Origin of the sequence: Actinoplanes nipponensis, from assembly GCF_016862275.1 — a bacterium.
In the GTDB taxonomy this organism is placed as follows: Bacteria; Actinomycetota; Actinomycetes; order Mycobacteriales; family Micromonosporaceae; genus Actinoplanes; species Actinoplanes nipponensis.
Window position 1 is genome coordinate 61,455 of sequence record NZ_BOMQ01000028.1, and the last position, 15,248, is coordinate 76,702.

General features: G+C 72.5%; 12 protein-coding genes. 2 read left to right on the forward strand and 10 right to left on the reverse strand.

Annotation, left to right across the window (positions count from 1 at the left end; translation table 11 throughout):
- Positions 1–36 precede the first annotated feature (36 nt).
- From Ani05nite_RS12470 to Ani05nite_RS12500, 7 genes are all read right to left on the reverse strand, one after another.
- Positions 37–1,368 carry an extracellular catalytic domain type 1 short-chain-length polyhydroxyalkanoate depolymerase gene (locus Ani05nite_RS12470; protein ID WP_203768063.1) on the reverse strand — a complete coding sequence of 444 codons (1,332 nt, stop codon included), beginning with the start codon at positions 1,366–1,368 and terminating at the stop codon, positions 37–39.
- Between the two features lie 68 nt (positions 1,369–1,436).
- A complete protein-coding gene (locus Ani05nite_RS12475) occupies positions 1,437–2,825 on the reverse strand; it encodes an endo-1,4-beta-xylanase (protein ID WP_203768064.1) in 1,389 nt (462 codons plus the stop codon).
- Between the two features lie 102 nt (positions 2,826–2,927).
- Complete coding sequence (locus tag Ani05nite_RS12480; protein WP_203768065.1) at positions 2,928–3,431, reverse strand: helix-turn-helix domain-containing protein; 504 nt, start codon at positions 3,429–3,431, stop codon at positions 2,928–2,930.
- A 5-nt stretch (positions 3,432–3,436) separates the two neighbouring features.
- A complete protein-coding gene (locus tag Ani05nite_RS12485) occupies positions 3,437–4,687 on the reverse strand; it encodes an SGNH/GDSL hydrolase family protein (protein WP_203768066.1) in 1,251 nt (416 codons plus the stop codon).
- Positions 4,684–7,641 carry a glycosyl hydrolase 115 family protein gene (locus Ani05nite_RS12490; RefSeq protein WP_203768068.1) on the reverse strand — a complete coding sequence of 986 codons (2,958 nt, stop codon included), beginning with the start codon at positions 7,639–7,641 and terminating at the stop codon, positions 4,684–4,686. The genes Ani05nite_RS12485 and Ani05nite_RS12490 overlap by 4 nt, the downstream gene beginning before the upstream one ends.
- Positions 7,642–7,654: 13 nt before the next feature.
- Positions 7,655–8,929: an SGNH/GDSL hydrolase family protein gene (locus Ani05nite_RS12495; RefSeq protein WP_203768070.1), complete on the reverse strand. Its 1,275-nt coding sequence runs from the start codon at positions 8,927–8,929 to the stop codon at positions 7,655–7,657.
- A gap of 13 nt (positions 8,930–8,942) precedes the next feature.
- Positions 8,943–9,641 carry a polysaccharide deacetylase family protein gene (locus tag Ani05nite_RS12500; RefSeq protein ID WP_239129772.1) on the reverse strand — a complete coding sequence of 233 codons (699 nt, stop codon included), beginning with the start codon at positions 9,639–9,641 and terminating at the stop codon, positions 8,943–8,945.
- A gap of 242 nt (positions 9,642–9,883) precedes the next feature.
- On the opposite strand from Ani05nite_RS12500, the gene Ani05nite_RS12505 reads away from it, so the two are divergent.
- Together Ani05nite_RS12505 and Ani05nite_RS12510 are read left to right on the forward strand one after the other, a co-directional pair.
- Positions 9,884–10,954, forward strand: a complete 1,071-nt coding sequence (locus tag Ani05nite_RS12505) for an endo-1,4-beta-xylanase (RefSeq protein ID WP_203768072.1) — start codon at positions 9,884–9,886, stop codon at positions 10,952–10,954.
- 70 nt (positions 10,955–11,024) lie between these two features.
- Entirely contained in the window at positions 11,025–12,098 is a 1,074-nt protein-coding gene (locus Ani05nite_RS12510) for a LacI family DNA-binding transcriptional regulator (protein WP_203768074.1), read from the forward strand.
- Here Ani05nite_RS12510 and Ani05nite_RS12515 read toward each other — a convergent pair.
- Genes Ani05nite_RS12515 through Ani05nite_RS12525 form a run of 3 tightly spaced genes read right to left on the reverse strand, consistent with a single transcriptional unit; the run spans position 12,067 to position 15,235 of the window.
- Positions 12,067–12,972, reverse strand: coding sequence for a carbohydrate ABC transporter permease (locus Ani05nite_RS12515; protein WP_203768076.1), 906 nt, complete (start codon positions 12,970–12,972; stop codon positions 12,067–12,069). The two genes, Ani05nite_RS12510 and Ani05nite_RS12515, sit on opposite strands and share 32 nt — an antisense overlap.
- The gene (locus Ani05nite_RS12520) at positions 12,972–13,898 is read right to left on the reverse strand and encodes a carbohydrate ABC transporter permease (protein ID WP_203768077.1); all 927 of its coding nucleotides are present in this window, start codon (positions 13,896–13,898) and stop codon (positions 12,972–12,974) included. The genes Ani05nite_RS12515 and Ani05nite_RS12520 overlap by 1 nt, the downstream gene beginning before the upstream one ends.
- The gene (locus tag Ani05nite_RS12525; protein ID WP_203768079.1) at positions 13,895–15,235 is read right to left on the reverse strand and encodes an extracellular solute-binding protein; all 1,341 of its coding nucleotides are present in this window, start codon (positions 15,233–15,235) and stop codon (positions 13,895–13,897) included. Before Ani05nite_RS12525 ends, Ani05nite_RS12520 begins: the two co-directional genes overlap by 4 nt.
- Positions 15,236–15,248: the final 13 nt, after the last annotated feature.

Sequence of the window (15,248 nt, forward strand, 5' to 3'; positions counted from 1 at the left end):
GCCCCGGCTCACCCGGTCCGGGGCAGCAGGCGGTCCTCAGGCGACGCTGCAGGCGACGCCGTTGAGCGTGAAGGCCGCGGGCCGGCTGCTGTCGCCGGTGTGGGTGGCCTGCAGCCCGATGGTGGTCGACGCGCCGGTCGCCAGGCTGCCGTTGTAGGAGACGTTGCGGGCGGTGACCGCCCCGCTGGCGCCGGTCCAGGTGGCGTTCCAGCCGGAGGTGATGCTCTGGCCGGCCGGCAGGGTGAAGCCGAGCGTCCAGCTGGTCACCGGCGCCCCCGCGTTGGTGATGGTGATGCTGGCGGTCAGCCCGGTGTTCCAGGCGTTGACCACGTAGCCGACCCGGCACCCGCCGGTCGCCGGCGGCGTGCTGGTGGGCGGCGTGGTGGGCGGGGTCGTCGGCGGCGTGGTGGGCGGGGTCGTCGGGCCGGTGGTCGGCACCGTCGTGCTGTCCAGGCCGAGGAACGTGACGGCCCGCTCGGCCATCCCGGACTGCGGCAGGCTGTGCCCGGTGTTGGCGACGCTGATCGCCTCGACCGGCGGCTGCGCCGACGTGGAGCCGTACCGGGTGCGGGTCCAGCCGGACTGCGGCGTGTCGGTCAGCACCGGGGTCTGGCTGACCCCGTGCACGTTGGTCCACTGCTTGATCTGCTCGCCGAAGTTCGGGTAGCGCAGCGTGTCGTCGTTCACGCCGTGCCAGGTCTGCATCCGCGGCCGCGGCCCGGTGTAGCCCGGGTACGCGGCCCGCACCAGGTCACCCCACGCCTGCGGGGTCTTGGTGACCTGGCCGTTGGCGCAGGCGCTGTTCCAGCTGGAGCCGTCGGTGGTGGCGAAGCAGCCGAACGGCACCCCCATGAACGCCGCCCCGGCGCGGAACACGTCCGGGTAGTCGCCGAGCAGCACGTTGGTCATCATGCCGCCGGACGAGGCGCCGGTGACGACCGTACGGGCCGGATCGGTGCGGTAGCGCTCCTGCACGTAGCGGACCATCGAGACGATGCCCGCCGGGTCGCTGTTGCCGTCGTGGCGCAGGGCGCCGGGCGAGGAGACGTCGAAGCAGTTGCCGGACCGGGTCGCCGACGGGTAGATCACGATGTAGCCGTACCGGTCGGCGAGCGAGGCGAACGAGGTGCCGGAGTAGAACGCCGGTCCCGAGCCGGTGCAGTAGTGCACGGCCACCAGCAGGGCCGGGTTGGCCGGCAGCCGGTCCGGGACGTACAGGTGCATCCGCAGGTTGGTGGGGTTGTTGCCGAAACCGGTGACCTCCTGGAGGGTGGCCGCGGCCGCCGGGGAGGCGGACATCAGCACGGAGGCGCCGATCGCGGCGACGGCGGTGGTGACCGCCAGCAAGGCCTGGGTCAGTCGTTTCATCAGTCTTCGCTCCGGGGGAAGGTCCGGCGCGGCGCGGTTGGTGGCACGCGCCGCGCCGGACGGCTCGATCAGGACGCGGCGCAGGCCGGGGTGGCCGACGGGCCGGTGCCGGTGCCCTGGAAACCGAATTCGGTGCTGGAGCCGGCGGCGATCCGGCCGTTGTAGGAGACGTTGGCGAAGCGCACCGCGCCGGTGGTGCCGCTGTTCTGCGCGTTCCAGGCGTTGGTGACGGCCGCGCCGGACGGCAGGGTCAGGGTGACCGCCCAGCCGGTGACGGCCGCGGCGCCCGCGGTGACCCGGACGGTGGCGGTGAAGCCGCCGGTCCACTGGTTGACGGTCACGCTCGCCGAGCAGCCGGCGCCCGGCTGCGGCGTGGTCGGCGAGGCGGTCGGGGAAACGGTCGGGGAAACGGTGGGCGAGACGGTCGGCGTGCCGGTGGGGTCGGTGCTGCCCCCGCTGTTCAGCGCGTCGAGCGTCGCGGTGTACGCGGCCTTCTTGTTGCCGCTGCCGTCGAACAGCAGCGGGGTGCCGCTGGCCCGCCACGAGTCGCTGTCCCGGATGCCCCACACGGTGATGCCGTTGCACCGGGCCACCGCCAGGCAGTCCTTGACCACGTTGGCGTACGTGGCGGCCTGGGTCTGCCCCGAGCCCTCGATGTCCAGCTCGGTGATCTGCACGTCCACGCCCAGCGCGGCGAAGTTCTCCAGCGTGGTCCGGTAGTTGCCCGGGTACGGCGACCCGCTGTTGAAGTGCGACTGCAGGCCGACGCAGTCGATCGGCACGCCGCGGGTCTTGAAGTCACGGACCATCGTGTACACGGCCTGCGTCTTGGCCCAGGTCCAGTTGTCGATGTTGTAGTCGTTGTAGCAGAGCTTGGCGCCCGGGTCGGCGGTGCGCGCGGCCCGGAACGCCGCCTCGATCCAGTCGTTGCCGGTGCGCTGCAGGTTGGAGTCGCGCCGGCCGCCGCCGCTGTCGGCGAACGCCTCGTTGACCACGTCCCAGGTGAAGACCTTGCCGCGGTAGTTGGTGGCGACCCTGGTGACGTGGTTGAGCATGGCCGAGCGCAGCGCGGCGCCCTCCATGCTCTGCATCCAGCCGGGCTGCTGGGAGTGCCAGGCCAGGGTGTGCCCGCGGACCTTCATGCCCTGGGCGATGGCGTGGTTGACGATCCGGTCCGCGTTGGTGAAGGTGAACTGGTTCTGCTGCGGCTCGGTCGCGTCGATCTTCATCTCGTTCTCGGGCGTGACCGCGTTGAACTCGCGGTCCAGGATCCCGACGTAGGTGCTGTCGCTCAGCTTGTTCGCGGCGACGGCCGTGCCGAAGTAGCGGCCGGTGGCCGCCGCGGAGGCGCCCAGGGTCGTGGCGGCGTCGGCCGAGGGGGCCACGAACAGGGCCAGGCTCCCGGCCGCGGCGCCGGCCGCGATCAGGGTCAGGGTGGTGCGTAGTCGGTGGGACATGGGGGGCGCCTTCCGGACGGGGATGGGGGGACGGGCGAGGGAATGGGAGCGCTCCCATTCTGGGCCGGACCACTCCCCGAAGGGAATAGACCGGCATGACTTCTATCGGGACAGCGAGCGGGCGATGGCCGCCGCGGTGGCCGCGCCGTGGTACTTGCGGACCAGGTGCAGGCAGAGCTCCACGCCGGGCCGGCCGGCGGCCGCCGTGAAGATGGGATCGTCGTCGACGTACCGCACGCCGGGCGCCAGCCGGACCCGCGGATAGCGGCGCCCCAGCTCCTCGGCGTGCGCCGCGCAGGTCGACACGGCCCGGCCGTCGAGCAGCCCGGCCGCCGCGGCCGTGAACACCGCCTCGCCCACGGCGAGGATCCGGCACCCGCGGCGCACCGCGTCGCGCAGGGCCGCGGCCTCGTCGGCGGTGATGGTGTCGCGGTCCCGCCGGACCGGCGGGGCGATGGCCAGGATGTCCGCCTCGGCCAGCAGGTCGAAGGTGCCGGCGGCGGCGAAGGCCAGGTCGAAGACCGGGCCGGCGAAGACCTCCCGGTACGTCGACAGCCGCGCCGGCAGCGCCTCGGGTGGCGGCAGCAGCACCGCCACGGTGGTCATGGCGCTCACCGCAGCCACCGCAGCGGCACGGCAGCCGCCAGCGCCTGGTAACCGGCGGGGTTGAGGTGCAGGTGGTCGCCGGTGTCGTAGGCCGGCAGCAGCGCGCGGGGCGCGGCCGGGTCCCGGACCGCGGCGTCGAAGTCGAGCACCCCGTCGAAGCGGCCGCTGCGCCGGATCCAGTCGTTCACCGCCGTACGGGTGCCCTCCCGCAGGCCGGCCGGGTCGTCGTAGTTCTGGTTGCCGCCCATCGGGGTGATGGTGGCGCCGTACACGCGCAGGTCGCGGGCGTGCGCCCGGGTGACGATCTGGTCGTAGGCGGCCCGCAGGTCGTCGCCCACCCGCCGTTGCGCCTCGGGCGTCGCCGCCGCCGTACCGATGTCGTTGACGCCCTCGAAGACGATCAGCGAGGTGACCCCGCCCAGCGCGAGCACGTCGCGGTCCAGCCGGGCCAGCGCGCTCGGGCCGAGGCCGTCCTGCAGGACCCGGTTGCCGCCGGCGGCCTGGTTGAGCACCGCGTGCCGGCCGCGCAGCCGGGCCGAGAGCTGATCCGGCCACCGGTCGTTGCCGTCGGTGGTGGAGCCGCGGCCGTCGGTCAGCGAGTCGCCCAGCACCACGGTCGCGGTGGTGTCGCCCGCGGTGCGCACCTCGGCGCCGCTGAGGAGGTACCAGTGGGCCACGGTGGTGGCGCCCGGCAGGTCGGTGGCGTCGTGCAGGTCGCCGCGCACCAGGTGGGAGGTGGTCCGGGAGCCCGGGTGCGAGGTGACGGCGGTGCTCGCCTGGCCGGTGGCCAGGTACACCGAGACGCTGAGCTCGCCGCGCGCGGGCACGTCGAACTCCACCGGATCGGAGACCACCTGCGCGCCCACCGGGATGTCGGCGAACGGGCGCCCGGAGAAGGTCACCGGGCGCGACGTGCCCGGCTCGATCGCGCCGGCGCCCGGCCGGCCGCCGGCGGGCCGGGCGATCGAGACGGCGGTGATCGGCAGGACCGCGCCGCCGAAGGCGTTGGAGAACCGCAGCCGTACGGCGCTCCCGGCGATCGTGGTGTGCAGGGTCTGGCGCAGCGTGGTGTCCACCAGCACCGACTCCGCGCCGGTGAACGGTGCCGGCGGCAGGTTGCCCGGCTCGGTGAGCTGCGGCATGGCCACCCAGGTGTGCAGCCAGCGCCGCCCGGGGCGCGGCCGGCGGCCCGGGACCGCGGTGGCCACGGCGGCCGCGGCCGCCCCGCCGAGGCCGAGCACGGACCGGCGGTTCACCGGGCCACCCGCCGGCTCTCGGGCGGGCCGAGGTAGCTGTACCGCACGCCGCCGGTGTCGATCTCGAGGCGCTGCACGATCACGGTCGGGTCCACCATCCAGAACTTGAGGGTGTGCACGCCCGCGCTGGTCACGGTGTGCGTCGTGGTGGTGCGGTTGACGTTGTCGGAGGTGTTGCGTTCCCACTGCTTGTTCATGGTGGTGTCGTCGGCTCCGGTGGCCTGGGTGACGTTCACCGTCTGCGGTGGCTGGTCGTCCAGGGAGATCGCGTACTTGAGGCCGTCGGTCGGGTGGACGTTGTTGCGCGGCGACAGCACGGCGGTCACCTTCACCGGTCCGGTGGTGGTCAGGGTCGTGGCGTACTCCAGGCGGGCGCCGGCGCCGCCGAGCGGGGTCATGCCGTTGCCGGTCTTGCCGATACCGGGCAGCAGCCGCCAGTCCCCCACCTTGCCGGTGTAGTGGTCGGCCTCCATCGCGACGTAGCCGTTGGCCTCGACGAAGCCCCGCGGGCGCAGCACCGGGTTGTCGATCGGCGCCTGCACGACCTGGCTGGCCCCCGCCCCCGTGACGGTGATGGGCACGGTCGTGGTGCCCTTCGGCGCGCGCCGCCAGTCGACCCGGACGGTGGCCCGGACCTGCTGGTCGACCGAGCCGGCGCTCGGTGTCACCCGCACCCACGGCACGGCCGGGGTGATCCGGTACGCGAACGGCGTCGCGCCCTTGTTGAAGACCTCGATGAACTGCCGCGGCTGGGCCTGGTACGGGCTGAACGCCGGCAGCGTCACCGGGTCCCCGCCGTCGAGGTCCACGCCCAGTTCCGCGGCCGCCGGCACCTCGATGCGCCGCAGGTACGGGTAGATCTCGTCCGGCAGCGCCACGTTGTCCTTCTCCGGCTGCTGCCAGGGCGCGTTGGGGCCGTACCGGGCCACGTTGCCGTAGCCGATCTTGGGCTGGAGCTGCCAGTCCTTCCACTTCCCGCCGGCCAGCGCGGTGTTGTAGTAGGCGTTGAGCGCCTGGTCCTCGGCGAACCGGGCCTCGGCCAGGTCGGCCAGCCGGTTGGTGGCGGCGCGCCCCTGGCCGGCGTACCGGATGTTGGTGAACTCGGCGAGCCGCAGCGCGTAGAGGTTGGCCGTGGCCTTGACCTGGTACCAGACGAGCTGGAAGTAGGCGTCCTGCCAGGCCGCCGGCACCCGGGCCTTGATCCGCTCGGCCCGCGCGGCGAGCGCCTGCCACTGGGCGGTGACCCGTTCGATCTCGCGGTAGTCGGTCAGGCTGAACGGGCTGGCCTGGTCGTCGTACGTGATCGCCCGGGTGGCCGGGTCCACCGTGATGCGGCGGTTGAGCAGCTCGGGCTTGCGGCGCGACTGCAGGTGGCCGTAGTCGCTGAGCACGTCGGCGATGTCGCCGGCCAGCGCGGCGCCGAAGTTCTGGGCGGCGTAGCCCCGTTCCCACTCCCCCAGCCCGCCGAGCGGGAAGGGCTTCCAGGCGTAGTCGAGGAAGAACTGGGTCGGCTGCTCCTCGTTCTTCAGGTCGCCCACGTTGACCATCCAGAGCCGCTCGACCCCCGAGCGGTACGCGAGGTTCAGCTGCTCCCAGGTGTTGGTGAGGTTGACCGTGTCGACCCACTTGTAGTTGCGGCCGCCGCCGACGTAGTCGAAGTGGTAGTACATGCCGTACCCGCCGCCGCGGGGCGGCAGCGAGGCGTCCGGCAGCCGGCGCAGGTTGCCCCAGTTGTCGTCGCAGAACACCACCGTGACGTCGTCCGGGGGCCGGTAGCCCTTGTCCCAGTAGCGCTGCACCTCCTTGTAGAGGGTCTGCACCTGGGGCGCGCCGATCAGCCCGGTCTCCCGCAGGATCTGCCGCTGGGTGTCGATGATGGAGCTCATCAGGTCGATGCCGTCGCCGTCGGGCAGGCTGACGTCGCCGTTGCCCCGCATGCCGAGGGTGATGACGCCCTCGATCTTCTCGCGGGCCATCCGCTCCGCGCCGTCGCGCCAGTACGCCTTGATCGCGTCCGGGTTGCGCCGGAAGCTCCACTCGCCGGTCCCGGCCGGGTGCCGGTTCCACTCCTCGATGCCGCGCATCATGGGCGCCTCGTGGGAGGTGCCCATCACCACGCCGTAGAACGAGGCGGTGGCGTGGTTCAGCGGGTCGTCCTCGGCGAAGGCCCGACCCCAGACGGCCGGCCACAGGTAATTGGCCTTGAGCCGCAGCATGGTCTCGAAGACCTTGGCGTAGTAGGCGGCGTTGAGCCCGCCCGGGTAGCCCGGCGCCTTGCCGGGGCCGAAGTAGCGGGGCGCCCAGGTGCCGGTGGCCGGGTTCTCGTCGTTGATGAAGAAGCCGCGGTACTTCACCGCGGGCGTGCCCTGGGTGTGCCGCCCCGGCAGCAGGTACACGGCGTCGCGGTGGCGGACCGGGACGTCGTCGAAGAAGCGCCAGGGTGAGACGCCGAGACGCTTGGACAGGTCGTACGCGCCGTAGATGCTGCCGCGCTGGTCGCTGCCCGCGATGACGAACGCCCGCCGCACACCCGGCAGCGGGTTGTCCACGATCTGCTCGACGGTGGTCTCCCACCGGCCGGCGATGCCGCGCACGTCGAGCTTGCCCGCGGCGACCAGCCGGTCGATCAGCGGGCTCTTGCCGATCGTGCCGACCAGCACCGGGTCGCGCCCGGCGGGCACCCGGTCGTGGCCGACGGCCGGTGTCACCCCGGTGACCGCGGCGATGTCCGCCTGCAGGTCGTCGACGACCCGGATGACGCCGGCGTGGTCGCCGGCGCTGACCACCAGCGGCGCGGCGCGGCCGGCGGCCACCAGTGGGAACCGGTCGCGGCCGGGCCGGGTGGCCACGTAGGAGTCGCGGTCCTCGTCGTGGCCGCCGGCGACCGCAGCGGTCGCCGGGGTCGCGACCAGGAAGGACCCGGCGAGGGCCGCGACGGCGAGCAGGTGTCTCATCGGTACGCCTTCCCTACCGGAAGAGTCGCAGCGGCACGGCCGCGGCGAGCACGGCCATCCCGGCGTCGTTGGGGTGGAGGTGGTCACCGCTGTCGTAGGCCGGCGCCAGCCGCAGCGGGTCGGCCCGGTCCCGGATGGCGGCGTCGAAGTCGATGACCGCGTCGTACTCGCCGCCGGTACGGATCCAGTGGTTCAGCGCGGCGCGCTTGCGCTCGTTCTCCGGCGAGTAGAACCCCAGGGTGTCGTCCTTGAACGGCAGCACGGTGGCGCCGTAGGCGCGCAGGCCGGCCTGGTGCGCGCGGGCGATGAGCTGGCGGTGCCCGGCGATCAGGTCGGCGGCCGAGACCACCTCGGACGCCGGGGCCGTGGTGCCCGGGTGGCCGAGGTCGTTCACCCCGAGCAGCACGATCAGGTACTCGGCGCCGGGCTGGGCGAGCACGTCGCGGTCGAAGCGGCGCAGGGCGCTCTGCGCGAAGTACGCGGCGTAGGCCACCGCGTCGCTGCCGGCCGGCGGGTTCGGGTCGTGCAGCAGCCGGTTGCCGGAGACCCCGACGTTGAGCACGCCGCGGTCGATGCGGGCCGCGCGCAGCCGCTCGGCCAGCCGGTCGGGCCAGCGGTGGTTGAGGTTGGCCACCGTGTTGGCGCCGTTGGTGATCGAGTCGCCGAGGGTGACGATCGCGCCGGCGTCCGAGGCGACGCTGACGCCCGACAGGAACAGGTTCTGCCCCACCACCGACGTGGGGGTCACGGTCCGGGCCGCGGTCACGTTGCCGGCGGCGATCACGTTGTCCTGGAACGCGAAGGCGGCCAGCGTGGTCACCGGGGTGCGCCGCGGCAGGTACACGCTGACCGTCAGCTCCGTGCCGGCCGGAACCCGCAGGGACACGGGGTCGCTGACCAGGGGCGCGCCGGCCGGGACGGTGGCCGACCGGTGGCCGCTGAAGGTGACCGGCCGGTCCGTGCCGGGCAGCGTGGCCGTGCTCGCCCCGGCGCCGGCCCGGCGGGCCACCCGGACCTCGCCGACGACCAGGGGCTGCTCGCCGAACTCGTTGGTCAGCCGGACCCGCAGCCGGTCGCCGCCGGTGCTGACGTGCACCACGTGACGCACCGTCTGGTCCTCGAGGACGGTCGGTGGGGTGGGCGGGACGGTGGTGGGCGCGGCCGCCCACGTGCCGGTCCAGCGGGGACCGGCGGCGGGCCGCCCGGACGCCTGGGCGGGCGCCGCCGGCAGGGTCGCGGCGACGGCGGCGCCCGAGGCGAGCGCCAGCAGTTCGCGTCTGGTGGACATCGGTCCCTTTCGGTCAGCCACGGCGGCGGGGCAGGGTGAGGCGCCAGCCCTGGGCGCGCAGTTCGGGGATGATGCGGTCGACGGCCTCGACCGTCTGGCTGCGGTCGCCGCCGCCGTCGTGCATCAGCACGACCGCGCCCGGCGTGATGCCGTCGCGCAGGCGCTGCACGAGCACGTCGGCGCCCGGCGGCTCCCAGTCGGTGATCGCCAGCCGCCAGCCCAGCGGCTGCATGCCGAGCTCGACGGCGACCTGCGGGCTCTGCCCCCAGCTGCCGTACGGCGCCCGGAAGTACGGGATGCGCGCGTGCGGCACGGCCTGGCGGATCACCGCGCTGGTCTCGACCAGGTCGGCCCGGATCTGCTCGGGCGTCCAGGGGCCGAAGTCGTCGTGGTGCATCGAGTGGTTGCACAGCACGTGGCCGCCGGCGACGATCCGGCGCACCACCTCCGGGTGCTCGCGCACGTGGTCGCCCCACAGGCAGAACACCGCCCGGACGTGGCGCCGGCGCAGCACGTCGAGCAGGCGCAGGGTGTCGGGCGGGTTGGGGCCGTCGTCGAAGGTGAAGCTGACGACGTCGCCGTGACCGCGCGCGGTGTCCACGACGGTCGCGGTCGGGCCGCCGGCCAGGGCCGGGGCGGCGAAGCTGCCGGACAACAGCAGGACGGACACCGGCACCGCCAGCCGGCGCCACCACTTCGGACGATGGAACAACGGGACCTCCGAAAGTTTCGGAAACCGGACGGCCGAACGTCCGTAACATAGAACCCGGTCGAAGTCGCGTCAAGAAGGTGCTGCGTACCAGATCACGCGTTTACATCATTGATCTTCGCCATTCTCTGTCCACGTAGTTACCGGTTGACCGGTGACCTGGATCGGCATATGTTCCGGTCACGTAACGGAAGTTCTCGGAACTCTCGGCCGTCCACGGAGGGCCGGAAAAGGATGGACCGACGATGAGAGTTCGCGTCCTCGCCGGAGTCGCCCTGCTGACGACCCTGACCCTGGCGGCCGGCCCCGCCACCGCCGCCGCCCCGACCGCCTCCGGCCACGCGCCCTCGGCCGACGCCGGCCTGCGGGCCTTCGCCGACCGCGCCGGCCTGCGCGTCGGCACGGCCGTCGACATGGCCGCGCTGGCCGGCGACCCCGCCTACCGCACCGCCGTGGCCCACGAGTTCTCCACGGTGACCGCGGAGAACGTCATGAAGTGGGAGTCCACCGAACCGCAGCGGGGCGTGCACGACTGGGCCGCCGCCGACCGGCTGGTCGACTTCGCCCGGGCCCACCGCCAGCTCGTCCGCGGGCACACGCTGGTCTGGCACAACCAGAACCCGGCCTGGGTCAACGAACAGGACCTCACCCCGGCCCAGCTGCGCGCCGCGCTGCGGCGGCACATCGTCGACGAGGTCTCGCACTTCCGCGGCCGGGTCTGGCACTGGGACGTGGTCAACGAGATCTTCAACGACGACGGCACCTGGCGTGACACCATCTGGCTGCGCAACCTCGGGCCCGGCTACGTCGCCGACGCGTTCCGCTGGGCGCACCAGGCCGACCCCCGGGCCACCCTGTTCCTCAACGACTACAACAACGAGGGCCTGAACGCCAAGACCGACGCCTACTACGCGCTGGTCAAGCAGCTGCGGGCGGCCGGGGTGCCGGTGCAGGGCTACGGCGTGCAGGGCCACCTGGCCGTGCAGTACGGCGTACCCGGTGACGTGCTGACCAACCTGCGCCGGTTCGAGCAGCTCGGCCTCCGGACCGCCTTCACCGAGGTGGACGTGCGGATGCCGCTGCCGGCCGACCCGATCAAGGTGCAGGCCCAGGCGCAGGGCTTCACCACGCTGCTGCAGGCCTGCCTGCTGGCCGACCGGTGCGTCTCGTACACGCTGTGGGGCTTCACCGACCGCTACTCGTGGGTGCCGGGCGTGTTCGACGGCGAGGGCTCGGCGACGCCGTTCGACGAGAACCTGGCCCCCAAGCCGGCGTACGCCGCGCTGCGCGACACCCTGGCGCTGGCCGGTCGCTGACCCGGCGCGTCCCGGCCGGCCCGCACCGGGTGCGGGCCGGCCGGCTGCCCCACGAGCGAGGAGGACCGCGATGACCGCGGACGAGCGCCGGGTGACGATCGCCGTCATAGCGGACGCGGCCGGCGTCTCCGTGCCGACCGTCTCCCGCGTCCTCAACGGCCGCGCGGACGTCTCCGCGGCCACCCGGGAACGGGTCGAGCAGCTGCTGCGCGAGCAGGGCTACCGGCGCCGCAACTCCCGCCAGCCGGGCCGGGCCCAGGTGCTCGACCTGGTCTTCGACGAGCTCGACAGCCCCTGGGCGGTCGAGCTCATCCGCGGGGTGGCCGACGTGGCGCACGCCGCCGGCGCCGGCACGGTCGTCTCGGCCGTGCACTGGGACGAGACCGCGACCCGGCTGTGGCTGCGCAACCTGCGCTCCCGGGCCTGCGACGGCGTGATCTTCGTGCTGTCCCAGGTGAGCGCGCCGCTGCACACCCAGCTGCGCCGGCTGCACATCCCGGTCGTCGTGGTCGACCCGGCCGGCGGCGCGGCCGCCGACGTGGCCACCGTGGGCGCCACCAACTGGGCCGGCGGGCTCAGCGCGACCGAGCACCTGCTCGGCCTGGGCCACCGGCGGATCGGGCTGATCGCCGGCCCGCGCACGCTGGCCTGCAGCCGGGCCCGGCTGGACGGCTACCGCGCCGCCCTGTCCGCGGCCGGCATCGGGCTGGACCCCGGCCTGGTGGCCCAGGGCGACTTCCGCCACGAGTCCGGGTACGCCGCCGGCGGCCGGCTGCTCGATCTCGCCGAGCCGCCGACCGCCGTGTTCGCCACCAGTGACCAGATGGCGCTGGGTGTCTACGAGGCCGCCCGCCGCCGCGGCCTGCGGGTGCCCGCCGACCTCAGCGTGACCGGCTTCGACGACCTGCCCGAGGCGCGCTGGTCCTCGCCGCCGCTGACCACCGTGCGCCAGCCGCTGGCCGAGATGGGCGGGCTCGCCGCGCACACCGTCCTGCGGCTGGCGCGCGGCGAGACCCTTCAGGCTCCCCGGGTCGAGCTCGCCACCGAGCTCGTGGTGCGCGACAGCACCGCGCCGCCCCGCGGAGGAACCCCTCGCACCGGCCGCGGGCCGGTCACTTCCCGAAGCCCGCGGTCAGGCCGCTGAGCAGCTGGCGCCGGCCGACGGCGTAGCAGATCAGGATGGGCAGGGTGGTCAGCACCACCGAGGCGAGCACCGCCGGCACGTTGACGCCGTACTGGCCCTGGAAGCTCCACAACCCCAGCGGCAGCGTGCGCTGCGCCGGGTCCTGGGTGAGGATCAGCGGCAGGATGAAGCCGTTCCACACCCCCAGCCCCTGGTAGATGGTCACGGTGACCAGGGCCGGACGGGTCAGCGGGAACGCCAGCCGCCAGAGCGTGCCCCACTCGGTGGCGCCGTCGAGCCGCATCGACTCGAACAGCTCCTTGGGCACGTCCCGGATGAAGTTGGCCAGCACCAGCACCGACAGCGGGATGGCGAAGGCGATCGAGGGCAGGATGATCGCCAGCAGGGTGTCGTACATCTGCAGCCGGATGATGATCAGGTAGATCGGGATCACCACCGCCTGCAGCGGGATGGCCAGGCCCATCAGGAACACGCCGTTCACCGTGCGCAGGAAGCGGCTGCCCGCGCTGCCGCGGACGATCGCGTACGCCGCCATGAACGAGATCAGCACCGCGGGCAGCGTCGCCCCGGCGGTGACGATCAGGCTGTTGGCGAAGTACCGGGTGAAGTCGGCCTCGATGACCTGGCGGTAGTTCTCCAGCGTCGGGCTGGTCGGCGGGGCCAGCGGGTTCTGCGCGTAGTAGTTGGCCCGCGTCTTGAAGCTGGTGATGACGATCCAGTAGATCGGCAGCATCACCACCACCAGCCACAGCCAGCCGAAGCTGCCGCCGATCCAGTTCCACCGCAGCACCGAGGACCGGCGCCGCGGGCCGCCCTCGCCCGTGACGGTGATCGCTCCGGACCTCGGCGGCGCCGGCCGGGTAGAGATGGCCATCAGGCACCTTCCAATTGGCTGTCGGTCGCCGCGCCGCCGCCGAGCCGGCGCAGCAGCAGGGCGAGACCGAGCCCGACGAGCACCAGGATCACCGCGATGACGCTGGCCGGTCCCATCAGGTTGGCCTTGAACCCGGTCTGGTACATCTCCAGCGCCAGCACCCGGGTGGCGTCGCCCGGACCGCCGGCGGTGAGGACGAAGATCAGGTCGAAGAAGGTCAGCGACCCCACCACCATCAGCGTCGACGAGGTGATGATCGTGTACTTCAGCTGCGGCAGCGTGATGCTGAAGAAGGTGCGGACCTTGCCGGCCCCGTCGATCTGGGCCGCCTCGTACATCGAGGTCGGGATCTGCCGCACCCCGCCCTGGTAGATCAGCGAGTGGAACGGGATGAACTGCCAGGACACCACGAAGACCAGCACGCCCAGGGCGAGGTTGCCCTGGCCCAGCCAGTCCTGGTTGAGCAGTTCGACGCCCAGGCCCGCGCCGAGCCCGAAGTTCGGGTTCAGCAGCGCGCTGAAGGTGATCGCGATGGCCGCCGAGCTGAGCAGCAACGGGATGAAGTAGAGCACCGCGAGGAAGCCGCGGTAGCGCTTGTGCGAGGCCAGGAAGACGCCGATGAGCAGGCTCAGCGGCGTCTGGAAGACCCAGGACAGGGCCATGACCAGGAAGGTCACCCACAGCGAGTGCAGCAGCCCGGGTTCACTCAGGACGGCCTTCCAGCTGTCCAGCCCGGCCGGGTTGATCGCGCCGATGCCGTCCCACTGCGTGAAGCTCAGGCCGAGCACACCGAGCAGCGGGACGAGGCCGAACGCCGTGAACATGAGCAGCGCCGGGAGCACCATCCACACGACGGGCTTGCTCCGCCCGCCGGTCGGGTTGGAGCTTTTCGCCACCCGGATCGGGGGCGGAGCAAGTGCCGTCATTTGCCGATGACCTGGTTCATGTTGGTGACCCACTGCTGGGGCGAAACCTGATTCTGGAACAGCTTGGCGATGTTGTCGAGCAGCGCCTCGGCCGCGGTCGGGCTCAGCGCCTGGTCCCAGGACTGGGCGAAGACCTTGGCGTTGACCGAGGTGTCGTAGACGAACTTGAGGAAGTCGGCGTCCGGCGAGGCGGCCAGGACGGACTCGGTGCCCTTGACCACCGGGACCGAACCACCCTCGTTGACCCAGGCCTTGACCTCTTCCTGGTCGAGCACGCCGGTCTGGAAGAACTTCTTGGCGGTCTCCTTCTGCTCGGCCGAGGCCTTGGAGGAGATCGCGAGGTACTGGCCCGGGTTGCCCACCGTGTCGGCGGGGTCGCCCTTGCCGCCCTCGACCGGCGGGAAGTTCATCCAGCCGAGCTGGCCGCTGGAGACGAACTTGCCGCCGTCGTTCTTCATGCTGCCGTAGGTCCAGCCGCCGTGCAGCATCATCGCGGCCTTGCCGGTGTAGAGCAGCGCCTGGTCGGCGTTGCCCGCGGCGTCGACCGAGGAGAAGCCCTTGCCGAACGCGCCGGCGGCCACCATGCCCTGGATCTTGGTGAGCATGTCCAGCACGGCCGGGTTCGACCAGGCGTCCTTCTCACCGGCGAAGACCGCGTTGAAGACGTCCGGGCCGCCGATGCGGTCGAGCAGGAACTCCAGCCACATCATGTTGGTCCAGCGGGCCTTGCCGGCCAGCGAGAACGGCGCGATGCCCTTGTTCTTGAACGTCGGCACCAGGGCCATCATCTCCTCGAACGACTGCGGCACCTTGGCGCCGGCCTGCTCGAAGACCTTCTTGTTGTAGTACAGGATGATCGGCTGCACGGTCTCGCACGGCATCGCGTAGATCTTGCCGTTGATCGTCGCCGGGCCGAACGACGACGGGAACAGCTTGTCCTTGACCGCGGCGTTCTGGCCGAACCAGTCGGTCAGGTCCTCGACCTGGCCGGCGTCGACGTAGCTCTTCAGGCCGCCGCCGCCCCAGCCCCAGATCAGGGTGGGCGCCTGGCCGGCGCCGATGGCCGTCTTGATCTTCTGCTTGTAGGCGTCGTTCTCGAACGCGGTGAACTGGAGCTTGTTGTTCGGGTTGGCCTTGTTGAAGCGCTCCGCGGCGGCCTGCCGGATGCCCTCGCCGGGCTGGCCGGTCAGGAACCAGTAGCTGGCGGTGGAGGCGCTGCCGCCACCGCTGGAGCCACCGCCCGGGCCGGAACTGCCACAGGCGGCCAGGGCCGCGCCCGCGCCGGCGGCGGCGGTGAGGCTGAGGAAGGTGCGACGGGATATCGGACTGCGTTCCACGCTGGTCTCCGTA